The 18,204-nt window shown below is 71.2% G+C and carries 22 protein-coding genes and 1 pseudogene; 10 read left to right on the top strand and 13 right to left on the bottom strand.

The genetic code is table 11. The features are described from left to right. Nucleotides 1-6: 6 nt before the first annotated feature. The 7 genes from fliP to DEJ30_RS06965 form a co-directional block, all read right to left on the bottom strand. Nucleotides 7-843: a flagellar type III secretion system pore protein FliP gene (fliP, locus tag DEJ30_RS06995; protein WP_110859880.1), complete on the bottom strand. Its 837-nt coding sequence runs from the start codon at nucleotides 841-843 to the stop codon at nucleotides 7-9. Further along, on the bottom strand, nucleotides 840-1,400 hold the full coding sequence (locus tag DEJ30_RS06990; RefSeq protein ID WP_110859878.1) for a flagellar biosynthetic protein FliO: 561 nt from the start codon (nucleotides 1,398-1,400) through the stop codon (nucleotides 840-842). The genes fliP and DEJ30_RS06990 overlap by 4 nt, the downstream gene beginning before the upstream one ends. Nucleotides 1,401-1,407: 7 nt before the next feature. Continuing rightward, on the bottom strand, nucleotides 1,408-2,112 hold the full coding sequence (gene fliN / locus DEJ30_RS06985; RefSeq protein WP_110859876.1) for a flagellar motor switch protein FliN: 705 nt from the start codon (nucleotides 2,110-2,112) through the stop codon (nucleotides 1,408-1,410). Continuing rightward, the gene (locus DEJ30_RS06980) at nucleotides 2,112-2,990 is read right to left on the bottom strand and encodes a flagellar motor switch protein FliM (RefSeq protein WP_110859874.1); all 879 of its coding nucleotides are present in this window, start codon (nucleotides 2,988-2,990) and stop codon (nucleotides 2,112-2,114) included. Before DEJ30_RS06980 ends, fliN begins: the two co-directional genes overlap by 1 nt. Nucleotides 2,991-3,098: 108 nt before the next feature. After that, nucleotides 3,099-4,028, bottom strand: a complete 930-nt coding sequence (locus DEJ30_RS06975) for a flagellar motor protein MotB (protein WP_110859872.1) — start codon at nucleotides 4,026-4,028, stop codon at nucleotides 3,099-3,101. Nucleotides 4,029-4,030: 2 nt separating this feature from the next. Then, a complete protein-coding gene (locus DEJ30_RS06970) occupies nucleotides 4,031-4,855 on the bottom strand; it encodes a motility protein A (RefSeq protein WP_110859870.1) in 825 nt (274 codons plus the stop codon). A gap of 1 nt (nucleotide 4,856) precedes the next feature. Continuing rightward, nucleotides 4,857-5,159 (bottom strand): flagellar FlbD family protein, encoded by a 303-nt coding sequence (locus DEJ30_RS06965; RefSeq protein WP_110859868.1) that lies wholly within the window; start codon nucleotides 5,157-5,159, stop codon nucleotides 4,857-4,859. 240 nt (nucleotides 5,160-5,399) lie between these two features. Between DEJ30_RS06965 and DEJ30_RS06960 the strand changes: the two genes are divergently transcribed. The 7 genes and pseudogenes from DEJ30_RS06960 to DEJ30_RS06930 all read left to right on the top strand — a co-directional run bounded on the left by DEJ30_RS06960 (nucleotide 5,400) and on the right by DEJ30_RS06930 (nucleotide 12,604). After that, entirely contained in the window at nucleotides 5,400-6,236 is an 837-nt protein-coding gene (locus tag DEJ30_RS06960; RefSeq protein ID WP_110859866.1) for a DUF4397 domain-containing protein, read from the top strand. A gap of 14 nt (nucleotides 6,237-6,250) precedes the next feature. Further along, a complete protein-coding gene (locus tag DEJ30_RS06955) occupies nucleotides 6,251-6,883 on the top strand; it encodes a class F sortase (protein WP_146238516.1) in 633 nt (210 codons plus the stop codon). Nucleotides 6,884-6,951: 68 nt separating this feature from the next. Next, the gene (locus DEJ30_RS06950; protein WP_110859862.1) at nucleotides 6,952-7,497 is read left to right on the top strand and encodes an RNA polymerase sigma factor; all 546 of its coding nucleotides are present in this window, start codon (nucleotides 6,952-6,954) and stop codon (nucleotides 7,495-7,497) included. Continuing rightward, nucleotides 7,494-8,303 (top strand): anti-sigma factor, encoded by an 810-nt coding sequence (locus DEJ30_RS06945; protein WP_110859860.1) that lies wholly within the window; start codon nucleotides 7,494-7,496, stop codon nucleotides 8,301-8,303. Before DEJ30_RS06950 ends, DEJ30_RS06945 begins: the two co-directional genes overlap by 4 nt. Nucleotides 8,304-8,413: 110 nt before the next feature. Then, a complete protein-coding gene (locus DEJ30_RS06940; RefSeq protein ID WP_176708770.1) occupies nucleotides 8,414-9,982 on the top strand; it encodes a UDP-N-acetylglucosamine 1-carboxyvinyltransferase in 1,569 nt (522 codons plus the stop codon). 263 nt (nucleotides 9,983-10,245) lie between these two features. Next, nucleotides 10,246-10,866: pseudogene (locus DEJ30_RS06935) on the top strand (DUF475 domain-containing protein); the annotation flags it as partial. Nucleotides 10,867-11,002: 136 nt separating this feature from the next. Further along, entirely contained in the window at nucleotides 11,003-12,604 is a 1,602-nt protein-coding gene (locus tag DEJ30_RS06930; protein WP_110860090.1) for a Na+/H+ antiporter, read from the top strand. Here DEJ30_RS06930 and DEJ30_RS06925 read toward each other — a convergent pair. Further along, nucleotides 12,584-13,672, bottom strand: coding sequence for a GlxA family transcriptional regulator (locus DEJ30_RS06925; RefSeq protein WP_110859856.1), 1,089 nt, complete (start codon nucleotides 13,670-13,672; stop codon nucleotides 12,584-12,586). The genes DEJ30_RS06930 and DEJ30_RS06925 overlap by 21 nt on opposite strands. 115 nt (nucleotides 13,673-13,787) lie before the next feature. On the opposite strand from DEJ30_RS06925, the gene DEJ30_RS06920 reads away from it, so the two are divergent. The 3 genes from DEJ30_RS06920 (at nucleotide 13,788) to DEJ30_RS06910 (ending at nucleotide 15,058) form a co-directional block, all read left to right on the top strand. Next, nucleotides 13,788-14,423 (top strand): isochorismatase family protein, encoded by a 636-nt coding sequence (locus tag DEJ30_RS06920; protein WP_110859854.1) that lies wholly within the window; start codon nucleotides 13,788-13,790, stop codon nucleotides 14,421-14,423. A gap of 89 nt (nucleotides 14,424-14,512) precedes the next feature. Next, nucleotides 14,513-14,668, top strand: coding sequence for a zinc transporter permease (locus tag DEJ30_RS06915; protein ID WP_110860088.1), 156 nt, complete (start codon nucleotides 14,513-14,515; stop codon nucleotides 14,666-14,668). Between the two features lie 99 nt (nucleotides 14,669-14,767). Then, nucleotides 14,768-15,058 carry a helix-turn-helix transcriptional regulator gene (locus DEJ30_RS06910; RefSeq protein ID WP_110859852.1) on the top strand — a complete coding sequence of 97 codons (291 nt, stop codon included), beginning with the start codon at nucleotides 14,768-14,770 and terminating at the stop codon, nucleotides 15,056-15,058. Nucleotides 15,059-15,081: 23 nt separating this feature from the next. On the opposite strand, the gene DEJ30_RS06905 is transcribed toward DEJ30_RS06910, so the two are convergent. The 5 genes from DEJ30_RS06905 to DEJ30_RS06890 all read right to left on the bottom strand — a co-directional run bounded on the left by DEJ30_RS06905 (nucleotide 15,082) and on the right by DEJ30_RS06890 (nucleotide 18,197). Continuing rightward, on the bottom strand, nucleotides 15,082-15,756 hold the full coding sequence (locus tag DEJ30_RS06905) for a cation diffusion facilitator family transporter (RefSeq protein WP_110859850.1): 675 nt from the start codon (nucleotides 15,754-15,756) through the stop codon (nucleotides 15,082-15,084). Then, the gene (locus DEJ30_RS06900) at nucleotides 15,753-16,094 is read right to left on the bottom strand and encodes a helix-turn-helix transcriptional regulator (RefSeq protein ID WP_110859848.1); all 342 of its coding nucleotides are present in this window, start codon (nucleotides 16,092-16,094) and stop codon (nucleotides 15,753-15,755) included. Before DEJ30_RS06900 ends, DEJ30_RS06905 begins: the two co-directional genes overlap by 4 nt. A gap of 19 nt (nucleotides 16,095-16,113) precedes the next feature. Beyond that, nucleotides 16,114-16,287 (bottom strand): hypothetical protein, encoded by a 174-nt coding sequence (locus DEJ30_RS18090; protein WP_181420035.1) that lies wholly within the window; start codon nucleotides 16,285-16,287, stop codon nucleotides 16,114-16,116. A gap of 200 nt (nucleotides 16,288-16,487) precedes the next feature. Next, nucleotides 16,488-17,663 (bottom strand): flagellar hook protein FlgE, encoded by a 1,176-nt coding sequence (locus DEJ30_RS06895; RefSeq protein ID WP_110859846.1) that lies wholly within the window; start codon nucleotides 17,661-17,663, stop codon nucleotides 16,488-16,490. A gap of 90 nt (nucleotides 17,664-17,753) precedes the next feature. Continuing rightward, nucleotides 17,754-18,197 carry a flagellar hook assembly protein FlgD gene (locus DEJ30_RS06890; RefSeq protein ID WP_110859844.1) on the bottom strand — a complete coding sequence of 148 codons (444 nt, stop codon included), beginning with the start codon at nucleotides 18,195-18,197 and terminating at the stop codon, nucleotides 17,754-17,756. Between the last annotated feature and the right edge of the window lie 7 nt (nucleotides 18,198-18,204).

Raw genomic sequence — 18,204 nt, 5'->3', positions numbered from 1 at the left:
TGCCCCCTAGACAACGTGGTAGCTCTCGATGAGCGAGGTGATGATGAGGCCCCAGCCGTCGACCAGCACGAAGAGCAGGATCTTGAACGGCAGCGAGATCATGACCGGCGGGAGCATCATCATGCCCATCGACATCAGGGCCGCGGAGACGACGAGGTCGATCACCAGGAACGGGATGAAGATGACGAACCCGATGATGAACGCGCTGCGGAGCTCCGAGATGATGAACGCCGGGATCACGGTCGTCATCGGCACGTCCGCCATCGACTTCGGGTTGTCGAGCCCGGCGGCGCGGGTGATCAGGGCGACGTCCTCGTCGCGGGTCTGGTGGAGCATGAAGGTCCGCAGGGGTTTCGTGCCGATCTCGACGGCCTGGTTGAAGTCGAGGTGCCCGGCCAGGTAGGGCTGCAGGGCGTCGTCGTTGATGTGCCCGAGCACCGGTGCCATCACGAACAGCGACAGGAACAGTGCCAGTCCGGCGATCACCTGGTTCGGCGGGATCGACTGCAGCCCGAGCGCGTTCCGGGTCATCGCGAGCACGACGAAGATCTTCGTGAACGACGTCATCATGAGCATCAGCGCGGGTGCGACGCTCAGCAACGTGATGCCGATGAGCGTCACCACGGCCGACGACGGCGTGCCGTCCGGGCCGTTCACGCTGACGCTGAAGTCACCGGTCGCGGGGGCGGTCGGGGTCGCCGGGGCGGTCGGTTCGACGACACCGGCGGCGTGCGCGCCGGTCGTCGTGAGCATCAGGAACCCGGCCACGACCGCCAGGCCGAGCAGGACGAGGGCGACGAGTCGACCCGACCGTGCCAGCCGGTGCGGCCCTGCCACGGTCACCCGGCCCGCCGGTTCCGCAGCGCGGCCGCGGCCTGGCGCCAGGTGTCGACCGACAGGATCGAGCCCTGCAGCTGCTGCGCGCTCGGCACCGCGCGCTGCGGACGACGGTTGCGCGGGCGCATCGGCAGCGGCGCGACGGCGCTGGTCGCGTCGGTCGCCCGGGTCACGTCGTCCGTGCCTGCCGGGAGGCCCGGGGTGGCGTCCGACTGCTGCGCGAGTTCCCGACCGAACGCGTCGGCCGACGGGGCGGGACGCACCGGCAGCGCCACCGGGCCGGTGACGATGGTGAGTTCCGGCGCGGGTGCCTGCCCGCTGGTGAGCAGGTTGACGCCGTGCTCGGACACGCCGAGCACGAGCCGCTCCCCCTCGACGTCGACCACGACGACGCTCGCCTTGCCGCCGATGCCCTGCCGGCCGACGACCTCGACGGTCGCCGCACGACGGCCCGACGGCTTGCCCGAGAAGCGCTTGCGGCTCGCGCGGTGCAGCACCCACATGAGGGCGAGCACGACGCCGAGCGAGAGCGCGACGCGGAGGGTGACGACGAGGGTGTCCACGTGCGGGTCAGACCGTTTCGGCGACGTCGAGGATGCGGGTGATCCGGACCGCGTAGTCCTGGTCGACGACGACGACCTCTCCGTGCGCGATGAGCCGGCCGTTCAGCAGGACGTCTGCGGGGGCACCGGCACTGCGGTCGAGCTCGACGACGGCGCCGGGCTCCATGCCGAGCACGTCGCGGACCGACATCCGGGTGCGGCCGATCTCGACCGTCAGGGTCATCTCGACGTTGTTGATCCGGCCGAGGTTGCCGGCCGGCAGGTTCGCCACGACGGGCGCGGACACCGTGCCGTTCTCGCGGATCCGGATGCCGAACCACCCGGCGGGCAGGCCACCGGCGGTCAGTTCGAACACGACGGTGTCCGGGTCGGCCAGCAGTGACGCGGCCGACTCGCGGTTCGCCTCGCCGAGCACACCGACGCCGAGGACCCCGGCCGCGGCCTCGAGCGACGGGCGCAGCACGTCCGTGACGGCCACGATGCCGTGGTCGGTGCCTCCGGCGGCCGTGATCGCCTCGAGGTCGGTGAGCACGAGCGCCAGGTCGGCCGACAGGCCGCCGACGAACGAGGCGACGACGGCGTCCGTCGCCGCGTCGAGCACGACCGGTGTCGCGCCTCCGGGCAGGAGCAGTGCGCTCAGCGGGGCGGCCGTCGGGAGCTGCGCCGCGAGCGACTCGGCCGCTGCGGTGTGGAGGGTGGTCGTTTCGGTCATCAGTGCTGCTCCGTGCTCGTGGTGGTGACGACGATGCCGGCGAGGCGCGAGCCGTTCGCGCCGACCGCGGCGGTGCCGACGGGTTCGCCGTCGACCGCGATGGTGAGGGGCCGGTGCTGCGGGTGCGGCAGCGGCAGGACGTCGCCGACGGCGAGCCGCAGGACCTGCGTCGGCAGGACCGCGGCCGGGGCGAAGCGCAGGCTGACGCCCACGGGCACGCTCTCGAGCTGCGCGTCGAGCAGGGCTCGGGCGTCGGCGGGCGACACGTGCGCGGCGGCCTCGCCGAGCTGCGGCAGGACGGCCTCGGCCGGCAGGGCCAGCGTGCCCGGGGCGATGCGGTCGCCGACCCGGATCGAGAACGAGGCGACGATCATCAGGTCGCCCTTCTGCGCGGCCTGGGCGAACTGGCTGTTGAACTGGAACCCGCCGACCGTGACGTCCTGCGCGAGCAGCCCGCCGAACGAGTAGCGGAGGTCTTCGAGGGCGTCCTCGACGATCTTGCGGACCAGGGCCTGCTCGATCGGCGTGAAGGTGCGGTCCGGCGTCGGCAGCGGCTTCGAGGCGCCCAGCGCGTGCGACACCCACGTCAGCGCGGCGTCGAGCGGGACCTGCAGCACGCCCTTCGGGGTCAGGCCGGTGATCGGCAGCAGCACCATGCCGGTGAGCGCGGGCAGCGACGCGGCGTACTCGTCGTACGTCGTCATCTGCACCTGCTCGCAGGTGACCTGGCTGACCGCGCGGACCTTCGCCGTCAGCTGCGTGCCCCACTGGCGCGCGAACGTCTCGAAGGCGAGCTCGAGGACCCGGGCGTGCTCACGGGCCAGCGTCGACGGGCGCGCGAAGTCGTACACCTCGGGTGCTGGCAGGGTCTCGGTCACGGGTGCGTCTATCGGTCACCTGTGGGGCACCCGTCAGTGCTGTACCCCGTAGTGGGGCGGTGGCGTCGTCCGTGCGTCAGGCCGTCCGGGCTCCGTCCTGTGTGTGTGTCAGCCCTGCTGCGCTCCGTCCTGTGCCTTCGCCAGCGCCGGCATGAGGGCGCTGACGTCCTGGTCGGCGTTCGACAGGACCACGATGTCGACCCGCCGGTTCAGGGCGAGGTCCCGGTCCGTGCCGCCCTTCGCCAGTGGCCGGCTCGACCCGAACCCGACGCTCTGCACGTGGTCGCCGGGCATCCCGCCCCGCTCGACCAGGTCGCGCAGGACCCCGGTCGCCCGCGCGGCGCTGAGCTCCCAGTTGGTGGCGTACGGCGCGGTCGAGTTCCGCTGGTCGGCGTGCCCCTCGACGCTGACGTCGTGGTCGGAGGTCTTCAGCACCGGCGCGATGGCGTCCATGATCGACCGCGCCTGGTCGGACAGGTCCGCGCTGTTCGTGCCGAAGTACGTCTCGCTGCCGATCAACCGGACGATCAGGCCGCGGGCGTCCACCGTGAACTGGACGTTCTCGGTCTGGCCCGCCTTCGCCAGGTTGCGCTGGATCGCACGCTCGAGCTTCGTCAGGTCGTCGAGCTCGCGCTTCGCCTCGGCGAGGTCCTGCTTCGTCGCCGTCGTCGGCACCACCGTCGACGCGGGGTCGACGTTGGTGTCCTTCGTGCCCGACGAGGCGGTCGAGTGGTCGGCCTGGGACTTGTCCGTCGAGTAGCCGGAGCCGTCCTCGACCTGGTCCTTCGTCACGACGGTGCCGCTCGCGGTGTCGATCTTCTGCGAGTCGACCTCGCCGAAGCCGGTGGCGAGCGACTGCTTCAGCTGGATGTACTTCTCCTGGTCGACGGTGGACATCGCGAAGAGCACGAGGAACATGCACATCAGCACCGTGATCATGTCCATGTACGACGCCATCCAGCGCTCGTCGGGGTGCTCAGCCTCGTCGTGGGACTTCTTCGCGCGACCGCGGCCGCGGCCTCGGGGGTTGGCGCTCACGGTCAGGCCGCCAGCTGCTGGTCGTCGGCCGCGTCGGCCTTCTTGCCGCCCTTGCCACCCTTGCCGCCCGTGTCGGCGCGGGCAGCGGGCGGGACCATGGCCTTCAGCCGCTCACCGAGCAGACGGGGCTGGCTGCCGGCCTGCACCGCGAGCAGCCCCTCCATCAGGAGCGTCTGGCGGTCCGACTCGAGCTGGGCGAGCTTGCGGAGCTTGCCGCCGATCGGCAGCCACATGAAGTTCGCGGTCAGCAGGCCCCACAGGGTGGCGACGAACGCGCTGGCGATCAGCGGTCCGAGCTCGTCGGGCTTGCCGAGGTTCGCGAGCACGTGGGTGAGCGAGACCACGGTGCCGATGATGCCGACGGTCGGCGCGAACCCGCCGAGGCCCATGAAGAACGCGCTCGCGCTCCGGGTCGGGGCCGCGTTCGACTCGATCTCGTCCTCGAGCAGGATCCGCAGCTCGTCGCCGTCGGTGCCGTCCGCGATGTTCTGCAGCGCCTTCTTCATGAACGGGTCGTCGTGCTTGTCGGCCTCCTGCTCGAGGGCGAGCAGGCCGTTGGCGCGGGCGGTCTCGGCGAGCCCGACGACGTCGTCGATGACCGACGCCGGCGGGGTGACCTTGCCGGTGAACGCCTTCGGGACCGCCTTGAAGCTGGCGATCGCGTCCTTGAGGGTGGTGCTGGCGATGCCGCAGCCGATGGTGGCGCCGAACACGAGCAGCATCGGGGCGGGCAGGAAGAGTCCACCGAGCTCGACGTGCTCCATCTGGACCATGCCGAACAGGGCGCCGAAGGCGAGCAGGATGCCGACGATCGTTGCGATGTCCACGTCAGCGACCCCCGTCCAGCGCGCGGCCGTGCTGCGTGGAGCGGAGTGCGGCGACCGGGGCGAGCGTGGGCTGCGGGCCGGTGTTCGTGCTCGAGCGGGAGGCCTGGTCGGTGCCGTAGGCCATGCCGACGATCCGTGCGCGGTACGCCGCGATCAGGTCGATGACGTCGGCCATTGACTCCCGCACGATGTACTTCGCGCCGTCGACCATGATGAGCGTCGTGTCCGGCGTCTCCTGGATGCGCTCCACGAGATCGGGGTTCACAGCGAATCCGCTGCCGTTCAGTCGTGTGACGACGATCATGGCCCGTCCTGGTTCTCGATCGTCCCGCCGCCGTCCGTGGGGCAGGATGCGGGCCCGTCCGTGGGCCTGCACGGAGGACTATCGGCGGACGCGGCGGGTGCGTTAGCGACGCGTTCGGGCCGTCTCAGCTGATCCCCAGGAAGTCACTGCATCCGATCGGGGTGCTCCGACGGTAGTGGGGGTACGAGGTCGAGGACGACGTCGTCCGCACCGGCCCGGACAGGCCCGAAGGAGCACGTCATGCGCAAGACACTCGCCACCGGCCTCAGCGCCGGTGTCCTGTTCGCCGCCGCCGCGGCCGTACTGCCCGCGACCGCTGCGACCGCCGCCACCGGCGAGGCGACGCTCTCGGTCCTCCACGCCGTCCCGGACGTCACCGTCGACGTCTACCTCGACGGCGAGCGTGCCATCGACGACTTCACCCCGGGCACCCTCGCCGGCCCGATGATGGTGCCGGCAGGTGCGCACCAGCTCGCGATCACCGCCTCGGACGCCACCGACGCCTCGAAGCCGATCATCGGTCCGGCGGACGTCTCGTTCGACGCGGGGGGCAACTACACCGCCGTCGCCCACGACGCCACGGACGGGTCGCCGACCGCCACGGTGTTCACCAACGACACCTCGGCCGTCGCGGCAGGCCAGGGACGCCTGGTCGTCCGCCACGTCGCCGCCGCACCGGCCGTCGACGTCCTCGCCGGTGGGCAGGCAGTCGTGTCGAACCTGTCGAACCCCGACGAGCAGGCACTCGAGCTGCCGGCCGGCACCGTCTCGGCGAGCGTTGCAGCGACCGGTACCACCGACCCCGTGATCGGCCCGGCGGACGTCGCGGTCACCGCGGGTTCGTCGACCATCGTCTACGCCTGGGGCAGCCTGGACGACGACCTCGCCCTCGCCACGCAGACCATCGCTGACCTCGGTGGCACGCCGAACGGCGTCCCCGCCGGGAACGCCGGTCTCGTGGCCACGAACGACCAGGGCCCCCTGCCCCTGGTCGGCGCAGCGGCGGCCGCACTGGCCGCCGCTGCCGCGATCGGGGCCGTGGTGCTCCGCCGCCGGCACGCAGCGCCCCGCCGCTGAACGTGCCACGCCCCGTGCGGTCCGCCACGGTGACGCTCGTCGTCGCCGTGGCGGCCGCCGCCCTGACCGGGTGCTCGTCGGCCGGGACCACCCCCGGCGGGCAGCCGTCCGTCCTGCCGACCACCACCCCCACACCGGTCCCGTCGGCGTTCTCGACCGAGGTGCCGCAGCAGGCCGCCACGATCCCGCCGATCCGGAACGCCCCCGCCCCGACCACCATCACCGTCGACCACGCCGGCATCAGCGCGCCGGTCCGTCCCGAGGGGGTCGACGAGGACGGCGCGATGGCGCTCCCGCCCGACCCGGCGACCGCGGGCTGGTACCGGTTCGGTGCCGCCCCGTCGTCCACCGGGGGCACCGTCGTCATCGCGGCCCACGTCGACGCGGTCGGCTACGGCACCGGCCCGTTCTCACGCCTCGGCGACGCCCCCTCCGGTACCCGGATCACCCTGACGGACGCGGACGGTGCCGAGACCGCGTGGCGGATCGACTCCGTCAGCATGCTCGAGAAGCGGGGACTCCCCTGGGGCGAGGTGTTCCGTGACGACGGACCACGACGGCTCGTCCTGGTGACCTGCGGCGGGACGTTCGACGGAGCCACCGGACACTACGAGAGCAACCTCGTCGTCACCGCGGTCCCGGCCTGACCGTGGCGACGATCCGCCCCCTACGATCGGATCGTGGTCGACGACGACCGCGCCAGCGACAGGAAGACGTGACGACCATCCTCCCGGACGACAGCGAGCTCTCGGACGCGTTCCGCGCCGGGGGCGAGCACGCCCTGCGAGCCGTCTACGAACGGTGGTCGTCGCTCGTCTACTCGCTGGCCCTGCGCGCCCTGGCCGACCCGGCCGCCGCCGAGGACGTCACGCAGCAGGTGTTCGTGAAGGCCTGGCAGCGCAGCACGAGTTACGACCCCGGCCGCGCCCCGCTCGGCGCGTGGCTGGTCGGCATCACCCGGAACTGCATCGCCGACGCGCAGAACGAGCGTCGACGGCACGCCAGCGCCGCTGACCCGGACGTGGTCGAGGAGACCACCCCGGCGCCGGAACCGGCCTTCGACCTGGCCGAGCGCGCACTCGTCGCCGACGAGCTCGAGCGGCTCGACGAGGTCCCACGACGCGTGATGCGACTGGCGTTCTACGACGACCTCAGCCATCGTGAGATCGCCGAACGGCTCGAACTGCCGCTGGGCACCGTCAAGAGCCACATCCACCGAAGTCTGGCTCGGCTCCGAACACGTCTGGAGGTGATCGAATGAAGCACGTCGACGACGAGACGCTGGCGATGCTCGCGGTCTCCGACCAGGTCGCGACGGACGACGTCGCCGAGCACCTGGTGTCCTGCGACCGGTGCCGCGACGAGGTGGCCGCACTGCAGCGGGTCGCCGCGGTGACCCGCGCGTCCGAGGACGTGACGTTGGCCGCGCCCCCGGAGCACGTGTGGGAGCGGATCGCGGCCGAGATCGCCCGGACGCCACAGCAGGCTGCGGCGCCGGCGACCGAACCCGAACGAGCGGCCGAACGCGCATCCGAAGGGGCGCCCGCCGGCACCCGGTCCGACGCGCAGCACCACGCCGTGGCCCGCCGAACCCGATCCCGTCCCCGTCGTCGCCGAGCCCTCGCCGTTGCGATCGCCGGCGTCGGTGTCCTCGCCGTCGTCCTCGGCATCGGTGTGGCATCGGGGATCGTCCCAGGACTCCCCCGCGGCGACACCGAGACCGTCCTGGCGAACACCGAGCTCGCAGCACTGCCCGGTTGGTCGGGGACGACCGGCCGTGCCGAACTCGAACGTGACCAGGACGGCCGGGTGACCCTCGTCGTCGACCTGCACGGTGAGCGCGGTCGCTCCGGCACCGGTCCGCTGCGCGAGGTCTGGATGATGCGGTCGGACCTCGGCGGACTGGTGAGCGTCGGCTACCTCGACGGCGACCAGGGCCGCTTCACGGTGCCCGACGGCGTCGACACCGCGGAGTTCCCGGTCGTCGACGTCTCGGCCGAGGCCGACGACGGCGATCCGGCGCACTCCGGCAACTCGATCGTCCGGGGCACCCTGACCGATCCCTGAGCAGTTTCGTCCCCCGAAATTCCCAACTGTGACGTATTCGAGACCTCCGGACGCGCAATGGGTGTCCATCTTCCACCGGTTTATCTCATGAGCGTGTTAGCGTGGCGCGCATGACCGACACCACCACCGTCGTCTCGCCGGCATCTCCGGCGACCGCAGCACCCCTCCGTGAGGTCGGCGCCCTGATCCGGGGCGCCCGCAAGGGCCGCAGCATGACGCAGGCCCAGCTCGCCGAACGCGTCGGCACCAGCCAGAGCGCGATCAACCGCATCGAGCAGGGCGGGCAGAACCTGTCCCTCGAGATGCTCACCCGCATCAGCGACGCCCTCGACCAGCAGATCGTCTCGATCGGCGGTGCGCCGCAGCGCGCCCACCTGCGCGTGCAGGGCGGCCGGAAGCTCAGCGGCTCCATCGCGGTGAACTCGAGCAAGAACGCCGCCGTGGCGCTGCTCTGCGCCTCGCTGCTCAACCGCGGCGTGACCCGTCTGCACAAGGTCGCCCGGATCGTCGAGGTCGACCGCATCATCGACGTGCTCCGCAGCCTCGGCGCGAGCGTCACGTGGTCGGAGGACGGCGAGACCCTCGAGATCGTCGCCCCCGACGACCTGCACCTCGACGCGATCGACGCCGACGCCGCCCGCCGCACCCGCAGCGTGCTCATGTTCCTCGGCCCGCTCAGCGGCCGGTACGAGTCCTTCCGCCTGCCCTACGCCGGCGGCTGCGACCTCGGCACCCGCACGGTCGAGCCGCACCTCATCGCGCTCCGTCCGTTCGGCGTGGACGTCGAGGCGACCTCCGGCTGGTACGAGGTCGACGTCGCGAACCAGGCCGTCCCCACCAAGTCGGTCGTGCTCACCGAGCGCGGTGACACCGTGACCGAGAACGCGATCCTGGCCGCCGCGGCCCGCGACGGCGAGACCGTCATCCGGAACGCCAGCCCCAACTACATGGTGCAGGACCTCTGCTTCTTCCTCGAGCTGCTCGGGGTGCAGATCGAGGGCATCGGCACCACCACGCTCCGCATCACCGGCAAGAGCCGCATCGACGAGGTCGTGGACTACTGGCCGAGCGAGGACCCGGTCGAGGCGATGAGCCTGCTGACCGCCGGCATCGTCACAGCGTCGACCCTCACCGTGACCCGTGCACCGATCGAGTTCCTCGAGATCGAGCTCGCGACCCTGGCCGAGATGGGCCTGCGCTTCGACGTCAGCGAGGAGTACGCCGCGGCCAACGGCCGCACCCGCCTCGTCGACATCACGGTGCACCCGTCCGAGCTGCACGCGCCGATCGACAAGATCCACGCGATGCCGTTCCCCGGCCTGAACATCGACAACCTGCCGTTCTTCGTCGTCATCGCAGCCATGGCCGAGGGCACCACGCTCGTGCACGACTGGGTCTACGAGGGCCGGGCGATCCACCTGCTCGACCTCACCCGCCTGGGCGCGAGCGTCACCCTGCGTGACCCGCACCGCCTCGACGTCACCGGCCCGACGCACTTCTCCGGTGCCGAGATCAGCTGCCCGCCGGCGCTGCGGCCCGCCGTGGTGATCCTGCTGGCGATGCTCGCGGCGAAGGGCGAGAGCGTCCTGCGCAACGTCGGCATCATCGCCCGTGGCTACGAGCAGCTCCAGGAGCGCCTCAACTCGCTCGGCGCGTCCATCGAGACGTTCCACGACTGACGCTCCGGCGAGCAAGGCCCCCGCAAGCCACCGGTGTTCGCCGGTTGAACACGTGCAGACCGCGGTTCAGCACGCGAACACCGGTGTTGTGCGCTCCCTCCCTGACGGCGGCTGCACTCCCCCGCCCGGCGGCTGTTCCTGTCGCTCGGGATCGTCGCGGGCGTGCTCGCGATGCTCCTGCCGCCGGCCGCCGTCGCGGTCGGTGACGCGACCGACCCGGCCAGCTCCTTCGAACAGGCGGTGTTCGCGCCGGCTCGTTCTCCGCGCACCTGGCCGAGGTGCGTCCCGCCCTCGCCGCCTTCGGCGCCGCGTTCATCCGGCAGGTCTTCGCCGAGTACCTGTTCCACACCGACCGCGCGTCCCGCAGGTCGTGGCTGGGCAGCCTGGAGGCGCGGCTCGCCTCCGTCGCGCGACCCCGCGTCTGGTCGCTGGTCACCGCTGCGACGGGGGTCGTGGTGTCCTCCGTGCTCGTCGGGTCGCGTTCCGGGTGGGCCGCCGGTGCCTTGCTGCCGGTCGCGCTCGGCGGGGCGGCCGGCATCGCCGCGTACCTCGTGTCGAAGCGGACCGCGTCGTGGGCACTTGGTCCGGGTGCCGGAGGCGGCGCCTCGGACACGGCGTCGATCGGGGTCGGCCGCGGTGCCTGGCGGATCCACCTCTCCGCGTCGACCGTCGTGGTCGAGCGGGGGCTCGTGGTGTTCATGCTCTTCGAGATCCTCGACGGCGTGTACAGCCTGTCGGTGCTGCTGTGGGCGAGTCTGCTCGTGCCGATCCCGGGCGTCGTCGTGGGGTGCTTCAGGACCGTCGTGATCGGGTCGGCGCTGATGGGTTCCCTGCCGTGGCGTGCGTGGTGGCGGCGGGTGGTGCGGCGGCCGCGGGCGGTGTGAGCGGCGGTTCGTGAGGCGTCGTGCGGTGTGGTGCGGCGCGTCGTTCGGCCGTGGTGCGGCGCGTCGTTCGGCTGTTCTGGAAGGATCCACCGTGGATCGGCGTTGACTGGCGGGTCGGACGACGATCGGAGTGCACGTGCTGGGACCGGAACTGGTGGTCGTGCTCGGCCTCGCCATCGCACTGACGGCGGCCGTGGCCGATCGGATCCGGATCGCTCCACCCGTGCTGCTCCTGGTCTTCGGCGCGCTGCTGGCGTTCGTGCCCCAGTTCGCGGACGTCGAGCTCCCCGCCGAGGCCGTGCTGCTGCTGTTCCTGCCGGCGCTGCTCTACTGGGAGAGTCTGACGACGTCGCTCCGCGAGATCCGGAAGAACCTGCGCGGCATCGTCCTGATGGGCACCCTGCTCGTCGTGGTGACCGCCGGTGCCGTCGCCGTGCTGCTGCACCTGCTCGGGATCCCGTGGGGGCCGGCCTGGGTGCTCGGCGCCGCGGTCGCCCCGACCGACGCGACCGCGGTCGGCGTGCTCACGAAGATGCTGCCGCGGCGGAACGTCACGGTGCTCCGCGCCGAGAGCCTGGTGAACGACGGCACCACCCTGGTCGTCTACGGCATCGCGGTGGCCGTCACCGTCGGTACGCAGGAGCTCACCTTCTGGGGTGTGTCGGGCATGCTCGTCCTGTCGTACATCGGCGGGGTCGCCGCCGGTCTCGTCGCCGCCTGGATCGGGACGATGGTGCTGCGGCGCGTGGACACCGTCGTGCTCGAGAACCTCGTCACCCTGCTCGTGCCCTTCGCGGCCTTCCTGGCCGCCGAGGCCATCGGCGCCTCCGGCGTGCTCGCCGTCGTGGCGGCCGGCATCGTCGTCAGCCAGGTCGGCCCCAAGCTCGACCGCGCCGAGACCCGCCAGCAGGTGCGTGCGTTCTGGTCGTTCCTGACCTTCCTGCTCAACGGCGCACTGTTCGTCCTGGTCGGCATCGAGGCGATGGTCGCCGCACGCGCACTCGACCCCGCCGACCTGCTGCGCGGGACCGGGATCGTCTTCGCGGTCGCGGTGCTGCTCGTCATCGTGCGGTTCGCCTTCCTCAACGCCGCGGGCGGGACCATCTGGCTCGTCACCCGACGCACCGGCGGGGAACCGCGCGAGGGGCACCGCGACCGGCTCGTCAGCGGGTTCGCCGGGTTCCGGGGCGCGGTGTCGCTCGCCATGGCCGTCGCCGTGCCGCGCACCCTCGAGTCCGGCGGCGACTTCCCCGAGCGCGACCTCATCGTCTTCGTCACCGCCGGGGTGGTCATCGTCACGATCGTCGGGCAGGCCCTCGTACTGCCGGCCGTCCTGCGTCGCGCCGCGCTGCCCGAGGACGAGTCCGTCAGCGAGGAACGTCGCTACGCCGAACGCACCGCGATCGAGGAGGCGCTCGATGCGCTCCCCCGTCTGGCACGGTCGACCGGAGCGGATCGTGCCACCGTCGATCGCCTGCGGAAGGACTACGAGGCGCACCTCGACGTGATCGAGGCCCGCGAGGGGGACGATGACGACCACCCCGCGCTGCAGCGGCACGACAACGCGGTCGCCCTCGAGCTGGCGCTCGTCCAGCACAAGGCGAACACGCTGTTGCGCCTGCGCGACGCCGACGAGATCGACGACCTGGTGCTGCGTCAGGTCCGCGCCGGGTACGACGCGGAAGAGGCGCGGCTGGACGGCATGGAGTCGGTGGCGTCACCGCCCACGTCGTCGTAGGGCGGCTCCGGGCACACCTGGTCGAACCGGGCGTACCCGGTCTGTCGTTCTGACCAGGTACGCCCGTTTCCAGTTCCCAACACAGCCGTCATGGGAAGGAACGCACTCGCCCGGCCGCCTGGTCAGGGCCGCGTCGAACCGTCGGCGGTAGCTCGAGGGTGTGCTGCCGAACGCCACGGCGAAGTTCTGCCGCAGTGTGACCGGGTTGCCGAACCCGCACGCTGCGGCGATCCGGTCGACGGGCAGGTCGGTGGTCTCGAGCAGTCGACGGGCCTCGTCCAGACGGCGACTCCGTACCCAGGCCGCGGGGGTGGTGCCGGTCGACACCCTGAAGGCCCGGACGAAGCTGCGGCGGCTCATGTGGGCCGCCGCAGCGAGTCGGTCGACGCCGAGCTCCTCGTCCAGGTGCTCCACCGCCCAGGCCGATGCCGTCGCCACCGGGTCGTCGTCGCGACGCTGCACGACCGGCCGCTCGATGTACTGGGCCTGGCCGCCTTCGCGGTGCGGCGCGACGACCAGGCTCCGCGCGACCCGGTTCGCAGCCTCGGCGCCCAGCCGCGTCCGCACGACGTGCAGGCACGCGTCCAGCCCGGACGCCGTGCCCGCCGACGTCAGCACGTCACCGTGGTCGACGTAGAGCACGTCGGGGTCCACGGTGACGTCGGGGTGCGCGGCGGCGAGCCGGTCGACCTCGCGCCAGTGCGTCACAGCGCTGCGTCCCGCGAGGAGCCCGGCACCGGCGACCGCGATCGACCCGAGGCACAGACCGACCACGACCGATCCACGCGCGTGTGCTTCGACGACCGCCCGCTCGGTCGGTGTCGGCAGGCGGGTGCCGTCGTCGGTCCAGGACGGCACCACGACCAGGTCGGCGTCCGCCGCGGCGGCGAGCCCCTGAACCGGACCGAGCGTCAGCCCCTCGGCGGTCCGGACCGAACCGGGCCGGTCGGAGAAGACGACAGTCTCCCAGTCGGCGAGCCCGAGTCGGGTGACCTCGTCGAACACCATCTGCGGGACCGACAGGTGGAACATCGTGATGCCGTCGAAGGCGTAGATGGCGATCCGCACGCGGGACTCCTCCGGTTTGGCCTGGATCCATCGTACCGATGCACGCGTGCCAATCGCACCGAGGGCATCGACGGACGAGGATCGTCGAGTACGCCCACCGACCCAAGGAGCTCCCGTGTCCGATCCCCAGCGCGCCCTCGTCCTCGTCGACATCCAGCTGGAGTACTTCAGCGGTCCACTCGAGGTCCGGTTCCCGCCCGTCCGCGACGCGCTCGCGCAGATCACGAACGCGATCGACGCCGCGACGGCTGCCGACACGCCGATCGTCGTCGTCCAGCACACCGCCGGCGATGCTGCTCCCGTGTTCAACCCGACGACGGAGGCGTTCGCCCTGCACCCCGAGATCGAGCGGCGACGGACGCCCGAGTGGCATCAGGTCACGAAGCAGTTCAGCTCCGTCTTCGCCCACACGGACCTGCTCGCCTGGCTGCAGGAGCGGTCGATCGACACGGTCACCCTGGTCGGCTTCATGACGAACAACTGCATCATCGCCTCGGCGGCCGAGGCGGAGGCGCTCGGCGTCTCGGTCGAGGTGCTGTCCGACGCGACGGGCGCGATCAACATCGTCAACGCCGGCGGGGCCGTGTCCGCCGAGACGGTGCACCGGACGCTGATGGCGTTGTTGCAGTCGAACCTCGCCGCCGTCGCACCGACCTCGGAGTGGACGTCGGCACTCACCGCCGGAGTCGCGATCCCCAGGGACGCGCTGCCGACGTCGGCTCTCGCGGGGACCCAGCGGTTCCCGGGCTGACATCGGTTCTCATCTATAAATGTATTGCAACTTCTGCATGTGTGACCTACGCTGAGGGCATCCCAACCGACGATCAGCAGGAGGTCACCATGGCCGAGCACGAGAACAGCGCCGAGCACACCGTCGCCGAGCACGCACACCAGGACGGCTGCGGCCACGAGACGGTCCAGCACGACGACCACGTCGACTTCGTCCACGACGGACACAAGCACGCCCAGCACGGCGACCACTACGACGAGCACTGATCGACAGCGCTGATCACCAGCACCGACACGACGGCCCCGACGCACCGCGTCGGGGCCGTCGTGTTGCATGCACGTATGCGCGTGCGCTTACATGAGTCCATGTCAGACGGGATCGAAGCAGCGGCGGACCTCTTCAAGGCGCTGTCCTCGCCCGCCCGACTGCGGATCCTGTCCGCGCTGATCTCCCGGTCGTCCGACGTCGGCTCCCTCGCCGAAGCGACCGAACTGTCGCAGCCCCTGGTGTCCCAGCACCTTCGCACGCTGCGGCTCGCGGGCATCGTGCAGGTCGAACGCATCGGGCGGAACGCCGTGTACTCGCTGCACGACGAGCACATCGCGCACATCGTCGGCGATGCTGTCAGCCACGTGCGCGAGGCCGAAGCCGGCTGATCACCGACTGCGCCTGACACACGTCAGCAGCAGTCACAGCCGTCGCCTTCCCGCTCCCCCGTCAGCGCCGACACCGGCTGCTTGCACGCGTCACCGCGCCAGGCCTCGAGTCCCTCGCGTACGGCGAACACCACCACGACGAGTCCGGCGAGCGGATCGGCCCACCACCAGCCGAACAGGGTGTTCGCCAGCAGGCCGAGCAGCACCGCCGCCGACAGGTAGCTGCAGATCAGCGTCTGCTTCGAGTCGGCGATCGCCGACGCCGAACCGAGTTCGCGTCCGGTCCGCCGTTCGACGAGGCTCAGGAACGGCATGACCGCCAGGCTCACCGCGGCCAGGACGATGCCGACCGGACTGTGCTCCGGCGACCGGACACCCGTGAAGGTCAGGACGGCATCGACACTCACCACGACGGCGAGCCCGAAGAACGAGACCGCGATCACCCGCAGTGCCGTTCGCTCCCGGGCCTCCGGGTCACGCCCGGCGAACTGCCACGCGACGGCCGCTGCCGACAGGACCTCGACGATCGAGTCGAGCCCGAAGCCGATCAGCGCGGTGGAGGAAGCAACCGAGCCGGCGGCGATCGCCACGACGGCCTCGATCACGTTGTAGGCGATGGTCGCTGCGACGATCCACCTGATCCGTCGCCGGAGCACGCCGCCACGGACCGGTGCGAGCGACACCGATACCGTGCTCACCGCTCGACCTCGCAGCCGGCGTCCGCGACCCAGCCGTCATCGGCGACGTCCACCGCCAGCACCACGTCGACCAGGGACTCGAGCGCGCGGGTGAGGTTGCGGTCCGCGATCTCGTACCGGGTCCGACGCCCCTCGGGCACGGCGACGACGATCCCGCAGCCGCGCAGGCACGCCAGGTGGTTCGACACGTTCGTCCGCGTCAGCTCGAGTTCCTCGGCGAGCCGCGCCGGGTAGCCGGGTTCGTCGAGCAGCCGGAGCAGGATCCGCGCACGCGTGGGGTCGGAGAGCGCCCGCCCGAGGCGGTTCAACACGTCGTGCCGCGAGGCAATGGTCAGCATGTACTGACCATACCCGAGCTCAGACGTCCCCGAGCCGCCGCCCGGTCAGCGCGTCGTTCCAGCTCGTGCGGCCGCCGGGACCACGCGACTCGTGCACGCCGTCGTGGCCGCGTGGTCGATCGCACCACCAGCGGTCGAAGACGCTGCGGCAGCGGTGGTCGGACTGGTGGTCGGTGTCGTGGTTCTCGCACATCGCACCGATGAGACGTCACGACGCGTCGTTTCGTCACGACCCGGCGCCGAACTCCCTGCACCACGAACGATGGTGAGCAGGAACGGTCGAGTCCCCCTTCAGCACCCGACCGATCCTGCTCACCAAGCGCCCGCCGACGCAAGCGCCCGCGACGCGAGCGCCAGCGACGCGAGCGCCAGCGACGCGAGCGCAGCCCGCCGTTAGCGCTTCAGGTTCGTGAGCTCCTGCAGCACCTCGTCCGAGGTGGTGATGATGCGGGCGTTCGCCTGGAACCCGCGCTGCGCCACGATCAGGTTCGTGAACTCCTGCGACAGGTCGACGTTCGACATCTCGAGCGTCCCCGCCGCGAGCGACCCGACGCCCGCCGAGCCGGGACCGCCGACCGTCGCACCGCCCGAGTTCGCGGTGGCACGGTAGCCCGACGCCCCGGTCTTCTCGAGGCCGGCCGGGTTCGCGAACGTGGCCAGGGCGATGCGGCCGAGCGCGAGCGACGCGCCGTTCGAGAACGTGCCGGTGACGGTGCCGTCCTTCGAGATCGAGTAGCCCTGCAGTGCGCCGGCCTCGCGGCCGTTCTGTGAACCGATCGCCGCGGTGTTGAGCGAGGCGAACCCGGTCAGGTCGCCCATGTCGACCCGGATCCCACCGACGGCGAGGGTCCCGCCGGCGGTCAGCTTGCCGTCGGTGCCGAAGGTCAGCGAGGTCGTCGCCGTGGTGCCTTGGCCGTTGCGCCCGGTGACGTCCCAGCCGTCGGCGGTGCGCGTGTAGGCGAGCGACATCGTGTGCTTGGCACCCGAGGCGTCGTACACGGTGGCCTCGCGCGTGATGGTCTGGCCGACCGCGGTCTCGGACGGCAGGTTTCCGGCGACCGTGGCGGCGGTGGTGCGGACCGCCGGGGCCGCGGCGTCGAGCGGCAGCGTGATGTCGGACAGCTGGCCGTTCTCGTTGACGACGCCGTTCGTGGCCGGGTAGCCCTGCACGATCTTGCCGTCGGCGGTGACCAGGCGGCCGTCCGCGTCGAAGTCGAACGCACCGGCGCGGGTGTAGACGGTGTCGTTGCCCAGGCGGGTGACGAAGAAGCCGTCGCCCGAGATCATCAGGTCGGTCGCCTTGCCGGTGGCCTGCGCCGAGCCCTGGGAGAAGTTCGTGGAGACCCCGGCGACCTGCACGCCGAGGCCGATCTGGGCCGGGTTCGTGCCGCCGATGCCGGTCTGCGGTCCGCCGGCACCCTGGGTCATCTGCGACAGGGTGTCCTGGAACACGGTGGTCGACGACTTGAAGCCCACGGTGTTGACGTTGGCGATGTTGTTGCCGGTGACGTCGAGCATCTGCTGGTGGGAGCGGAGGCCGGAGATCCCGGAGTAGAGCGAGCGGAGCATGGTGCGTCCTTTCGGAGAGGCAGGAAGAGCGAGGAAGAACGAGGAAGAACGAGGAAGAACGAGGAAGAACGGGGAAGGCAGGCCTGGGCGTCAGGGAGCCGGAGCGGTGGTGGTGATGCCGGAGATCACGTCGAGAGCGACCTCCTTCCCGTTCACGGTGACCGTGGGGACGCTGTTCGCGTACGACACGGCCGAGGCGGTCCCGGTGACGGACTTGCCCGAGTCGGCGTCGGTGTAGCTGACCTGCTTGCCGACGAGGTTCGCTGCGGCGATGCGCATCTGGAGCGAGAAGTTCTCGTTCCCCGTCGTGGTCTGGTTGGTGATCTGCTCCATCATCGCGAGCTGCGTCTGCTGGCTGATCATCTGGTTGGTGTCCATCGGCGAGGACGGGTCCTGGTTGCGCAACTGCGTGACGAGCAGCTTCATGAAGACCTCGGAGTCCATCGTCTGGGACTTCTGGGCCGTCGAGTTGGCGGCCAGGGCCGCCGCCTGCGCGGTCGGGTCCACGCTGCCGGTGATGCCGTCGATGGGCATGGTGAGT

The sequence above is a fragment of the Curtobacterium sp. MCPF17_003 genome, assembly GCF_003224385.1.
GTDB classification, from domain to species: Bacteria; Actinomycetota; Actinomycetes; order Actinomycetales; family Microbacteriaceae; genus Curtobacterium; species Curtobacterium flaccumfaciens.
The sequence above is the reverse complement of the archived record's forward strand: the minus strand, read 5'-3'. Positions and strand labels throughout refer to the sequence as shown.